Origin of the sequence: Bordetella hinzii LMG 13501 (genome assembly GCF_001548475.1) — a bacterium.
In the GTDB taxonomy this organism is placed as follows: Bacteria; Pseudomonadota; Gammaproteobacteria; order Burkholderiales; family Burkholderiaceae_B; genus Bordetella; species Bordetella hinzii.
Genome location: NZ_LRUJ01000076.1, coordinates 1 through 5,910, shown reverse-complemented (window position 1 = coordinate 5,910; position 5,910 = coordinate 1). Strand labels below are relative to the sequence as shown.

2 tRNA genes and 3 rRNA genes are annotated in these 5,910 nt (G+C 53.3%); all 5 read left to right on the top strand.

Annotated features, from left to right (window positions below):
- The first annotated feature begins 632 nt into the window (after positions 1-632).
- The 5 genes from AXA74_RS23565 (at position 633) to rrf (ending at position 5,845) form a co-directional block, all read left to right on the top strand.
- Positions 633-2,163 (top strand): 16S ribosomal RNA (locus AXA74_RS23565).
- Positions 2,164-2,260: 97 nt separating this feature from the next.
- Positions 2,261-2,337, top strand: a tRNA-Ile gene (locus AXA74_RS23560).
- A 10-nt stretch (positions 2,338-2,347) separates the two neighbouring features.
- Positions 2,348-2,423 (top strand) — tRNA-Ala (locus AXA74_RS23555).
- Positions 2,424-2,714: 291 nt separating this feature from the next.
- Positions 2,715-5,594 (top strand): 23S ribosomal RNA (locus AXA74_RS23550).
- A gap of 138 nt (positions 5,595-5,732) precedes the next feature.
- Positions 5,733-5,845 (top strand): 5S ribosomal RNA (rrf, locus tag AXA74_RS23545).
- The 16S, 23S and 5S rRNA genes sit together here with 2 tRNA genes alongside, the layout of an rRNA operon.
- Positions 5,846-5,910 lie beyond the last annotated feature (65 nt).

The following is a 5,910-nucleotide window of genomic DNA, read 5'->3' as shown; positions in this document are numbered from 1 at the left end:
CACGGGGAGGGAGGTCAAGGCGTAGGCCGGCCGGGATTCCAGTGTTGCACGGCGGAGTGGAAATAAGGCAGCGTTGGTTGCATGATCTGCAAAAGTTGTGTTATAGTTTCGGGCTTGGCAGTTAACGAAACGAGCAGGGTTAACCCTGATCTGCGATGCAGAGGTTTCGCTAGCCGCTAAGCAAGGTTGCCCTGGGCAGGTGAGGGTGACCGGGAGGCGGGAGTCTCTGAGGAAGGGTGAGTTGACCCGGCCAGCGCGAACGAAGGCGACTTTGTGAGCGACGCGAAAAAAAGCGAGGCTGAGTTGACAAACACAAAAAACTTCTTCACAATCTCGTTTCTCTGCTGCTGACAACGACGCAGCGACAGACAGCGACAAACGCTGTAGGTTGCGAGGAGTTGGAAGCAGAAGGCAGAAGTTTTTAGCAGTACCGCTCTTTAACAATTGAACAACCGATAAGTGTGGGCACTTGGTGTGAGTGCGCAACGGCTGGGTTTAGGCCTGGCCGGGAAGCGAAACTATCAAGTGCTCATAGACAGAAGTCAGGTTTAGTTTTTCGAAACTATCACCTCACTTCCTTTGAGCAAGCGAAAGTCGTCGTTGGGTGATACTGACGGCGCAACACAGAGATTGAACTGAAGAGTTTGATCCTGGCTCAGATTGAACGCTGGCGGGATGCTTTACACATGCAAGTCGGACGGCAGCACGGGCTTCGGCCTGGTGGCGAGTGGCGAACGGGTGAGTAATGTATCGGAACGTGCCCAGTAGCGGGGGATAACTACGCGAAAGCGTAGCTAATACCGCATACGCCCTACGGGGGAAAGCGGGGGACCTTCGGGCCTCGCACTATTGGAGCGGCCGATATCGGATTAGCTAGTTGGTGGGGTAACGGCTCACCAAGGCGACGATCCGTAGCTGGTTTGAGAGGACGACCAGCCACACTGGGACTGAGACACGGCCCAGACTCCTACGGGAGGCAGCAGTGGGGAATTTTGGACAATGGGGGCAACCCTGATCCAGCCATCCCGCGTGTGCGATGAAGGCCTTCGGGTTGTAAAGCACTTTTGGCAGGAAAGAAACGGCGCAGGCTAATATCTTGCGCAACTGACGGTACCTGCAGAATAAGCACCGGCTAACTACGTGCCAGCAGCCGCGGTAATACGTAGGGTGCAAGCGTTAATCGGAATTACTGGGCGTAAAGCGTGCGCAGGCGGTTCGGAAAGAAAGATGTGAAATCCCAGAGCTTAACTTTGGAACTGCATTTTTAACTACCGGGCTAGAGTGTGTCAGAGGGAGGTGGAATTCCGCGTGTAGCAGTGAAATGCGTAGATATGCGGAGGAACACCGATGGCGAAGGCAGCCTCCTGGGATAACACTGACGCTCATGCACGAAAGCGTGGGGAGCAAACAGGATTAGATACCCTGGTAGTCCACGCCCTAAACGATGTCAACTAGCTGTTGGGGCCTTCGGGCCTTGGTAGCGCAGCTAACGCGTGAAGTTGACCGCCTGGGGAGTACGGTCGCAAGATTAAAACTCAAAGGAATTGACGGGGACCCGCACAAGCGGTGGATGATGTGGATTAATTCGATGCAACGCGAAAAACCTTACCTACCCTTGACATGTCTGGAATCCCGAAGAGATTTGGGAGTGCTCGCAAGAGAACCGGAACACAGGTGCTGCATGGCTGTCGTCAGCTCGTGTCGTGAGATGTTGGGTTAAGTCCCGCAACGAGCGCAACCCTTGTCATTAGTTGCTACGAAAGGGCACTCTAATGAGACTGCCGGTGACAAACCGGAGGAAGGTGGGGATGACGTCAAGTCCTCATGGCCCTTATGGGTAGGGCTTCACACGTCATACAATGGTCGGGACAGAGGGTCGCCAACCCGCGAGGGGGAGCCAATCCCAGAAACCCGATCGTAGTCCGGATCGCAGTCTGCAACTCGACTGCGTGAAGTCGGAATCGCTAGTAATCGCGGATCAGCATGTCGCGGTGAATACGTTCCCGGGTCTTGTACACACCGCCCGTCACACCATGGGAGTGGGTTTTACCAGAAGTAGTTAGCCTAACCGCAAGGGGGGCGATTACCACGGTAGGATTCATGACTGGGGTGAAGTCGTAACAAGGTAGCCGTATCGGAAGGTGCGGCTGGATCACCTCCTTTAAGAGCTAAGTGCTCGCGTCAAGTGTCCACGCTTATCGGTTGTTGGAATATAGCTGCTGGAAGGATCGAACAGATCCGGCAAGATTTTGAGAGTCTGGGGTCTGTAGCTCAGTCGGTTAGAGCACCGTCTTGATAAGGCGGGGGTCGTTGGTTCGAATCCAACCAGACCCACCACGCATGAAACGGGGGTGTAGCTCAGCTGGGAGAGCGCCTGCTTTGCAAGCAGGATGTCATCGGTTCGATCCCGTTCACCTCCACCAGTCTTGCGGGAGGGGTTTGGAAGTCTGAGGGTAACGATTAAGGTTGCGAGCAGTCTTAATCGTTAGGTTTAGGCCTGACAGCTATATTTTGTTCTTTAACAATTTGGAAGAAGCACAACGTAAAGTGTTTATCGAGTAGTCAAGCCGAGGGCTTGATGAAGATAGATACGGGTTGTGATTGCATGATTATGTTCCAAGTCTCAAGCTGATCGAAGTTTGATCAGAGCTTTTGAACTTAAGAACGGCACAAACGCGAAATGTTCAGCGTCCTATAAGACTCAAGTGTTATAGGATCAAGCGACTAAGTGCATATGGTGGATGCCTTGGCGATCACAGGCGAAGAAGGACGTGGTAGCCTGCGAAAAGCTACGGGGAGCTGGCAAACAAGCATTGATCCGTAGATGTCCGAATGGGGAAACCCACTGCGCAAGCAGTATCCCTGGCTGAATACATAGGCCAGTGGAGGCGAACCGGGTGAACTGAAACATCTCAGTAGCTCGAGGAAAAGAAATCAACCGAGATTCCGAAAGTAGTGGCGAGCGAAATCGGAAGAGCCTTTACGATTTAGCTATCCGTATAGTCGAACAGTCTGGAAAGTCTGACCGTAGCAGGTGATAGTCCTGTAGACGAAATGCGGGTAGTGGAACTAGGCGTAAGAGAAGTAGGGCGGGACACGTGAAATCCTGTCTGAAGATGGGGGGACCATCCTCCAAGGCTAAATACTCGTGATCGACCGATAGTGAACCAGTACCGTGAGGGAAAGGCGAAAAGAACCCCGGAAGGGGAGTGAAATAGATCCTGAAACCGTATGCATACAAACAGTCGGAGCCTCCTTGTGGGGTGACGGCGTACCTTTTGTATAATGGGTCAGCGACTTACATTCAGTGGCGAGCTTAACCGAATAGGGAAGGCGTAGCGAAAGCGAGTCCGAATAGGGCGTCTAGTCGCTGGGTGTAGACCCGAAACCAGATGATCTACCCATGGCCAGGTTGAAGGCACGGTAACACGTGCTGGAGGACCGAACCCACTAGTGTTGAAAAACTAGGGGATGAGCTGTGGATAGGGGTGAAAGGCTAAACAAATCTGGAAATAGCTGGTTCTCTCCGAAAACTATTTAGGTAGTGCCTCAAGTATTACTGCGGGGGGTAGAGCACTGTTATGGCTAGGGGGTCATGGCGACTTACCAAACCATGGCAAACTCCGAATACCCGCAAGTACAGCTTGGGAGACAGAGCACCGGGTGCTAACGTCCGGACTCAAGAGGGAAACAACCCAGACCGCCAGCTAAGGTCCCAAATTATCGCTAAGTGGGAAACGAAGTGGGAAGGCATAGACAGTCAGGAGGTTGGCTTAGAAGCAGCCATCCTTTAAAGAAAGCGTAATAGCTCACTGATCGAGTCGTCCTGCGCGGAAGATGTAACGGGGCTAAGCGATAAACCGAAGCTGCGGGTGTGTACTTTGTACACGCGGTAGGAGAGCGTTCTGTAAGCCTGCGAAGGTGGCTTGTGAAGGCTGCTGGAGGTATCAGAAGTGCGAATGCTGACATGAGTAGCGATAAAGGGGGTGAAAAGCCCCCTCGCCGTAAGTCCAAGGTTTCCTGCGCAACGTTCATCGGCGCAGGGTGAGTCGGCCCCTAAGGCGAGGCAGAGATGCGTAGCTGATGGGAAGCTGGTTAATATTCCAGCACCGTCGTACAGTGCGATGGGGGGACGGATCGCGGAAGATCATCAGGGTGTTGGATGTCCCTGTTGCTGCATTGAAGATGGCGCTTAGGCAAATCCGGGCGCGTAAATCAAGGGTGTGGCTCGAGCGAGCATGTCTCGCGAAGTGATTGGAAGTGGTTCCAAGAAAAGCCTCTAAGCTTCAGCTGTACGAGACCGTACCGCAAACCGACACAGGTGGACGGGATGAATATTCCAAGGCGCTTGAGAGAACTCGGGAGAAGGAACTCGGCAAATTGATACCGTAACTTCGGGAGAAGGTATGCCCCGGTAGTGTGAGGCGCCTGCGCGCTGAGCATGATGGGGTCGCAGAGAATCGGTGGCTGCGACTGTTTATTAAAAACACAGCACTCTGCAAAGACGAAAGTCGACGTATAGGGTGTGACGCCTGCCCGGTGCCGGAAGGTTAAGTGATGGGGTGCAAGCTCTTGATCGAAGCCCCGGTAAACGGCGGCCGTAACTATAACGGTCCTAAGGTAGCGAAATTCCTTGTCGGGTAAGTTCCGACCTGCACGAATGGCGTAACGATGGCCACACTGTCTCCTCCCGAGACTCAGCGAAGTTGAAGTGTTTGTGATGATGCAATCTACCCGCGGCTAGACGGAAAGACCCCATGAACCTTTACTGTAGCTTTGCATTGGACTGTGAACCGGCCTGTGTAGGATAGGTGGGAGGCGCAGAACTCGAGTCGCCAGATTCGAGGGAGCCGACCTTGAAATACCACCCTGGTTTGTTTGCGGTTCTAACCTTGGTCCGTTATCCGGATCGGGGACAGTGCATGGTGGGCAGTTTGACTGGGGCGGTCTCCTCCCAAAGTGTAACGGAGGAGCTCGAAGGTACGCTAGGTACGGTCGGAAATCGTGCTGATAGTGCAATGGCATAAGCGTGCTTGACTGTGAGACTGACAAGTCGAACAGGTGCGAAAGCAGGACATAGTGATCCGGTGGTTCTGAATGGAAGGGCCATCGCTCAACGGATAAAAGGTACTCTGGGGATAACAGGCTGATACCGCCCAAGAGTTCATATCGACGGCGGTGTTTGGCACCTCGATGTCGGCTCATCTCATCCTGGGGCTGTAGCCGGTCCCAAGGGTATGGCTGTTCGCCATTTAAAGAGGTACGTGAGCTGGGTTTAAAACGTCGTGAGACAGTTTGGTCCCTATCTGCCGTGGGCGTTGGATACTTGACGGAGCCTGCTCCTAGTACGAGAGGACCGGAGTGGACGTACCTCTGGTGTACCGGTTGTCATGCCAATGGCATTGCCGGGTAGCTAAGTACGGAAGAGATAACCGCTGAAGGCATCTAAGCGGGAAACTCGTCTGAAGATTAGGTATCCCGGGGACTCGATCCCCCTGAAGGGTCGTTCAAGACCAGGACGTTGATAGGTCGGGTGTGGAAGCGCAGTAATGCGTTAAGCTAACCGATACTAATTGCCCGTGCGGCTTGATCCTATAACTCTTTAGTCTTACATATACGATTGCTGGCCAGATCGCGCCAGTGCCGTCTGAACATACATCAACGCAACCCGCAGTTGCTGCTTCTTCCAAATTCAAGCCGTTGACATCGCGTCAACCGCTTAGCCGGTTACGCCTGACGACCATAGCAAGGTGGCCCCACTCCTTCCCATCCCGAACAGGACAGTGAAACGCCTTCGCGCCGATGATAGTGGACATTCGTCTGTGAAAGTAGGTCATCGTCAGGCTTTTATTGCTCAAAACCCCGTAAGCCCTGCGCTTACGGGGTTTTGTTTTGCGGCAAAGAAAAACA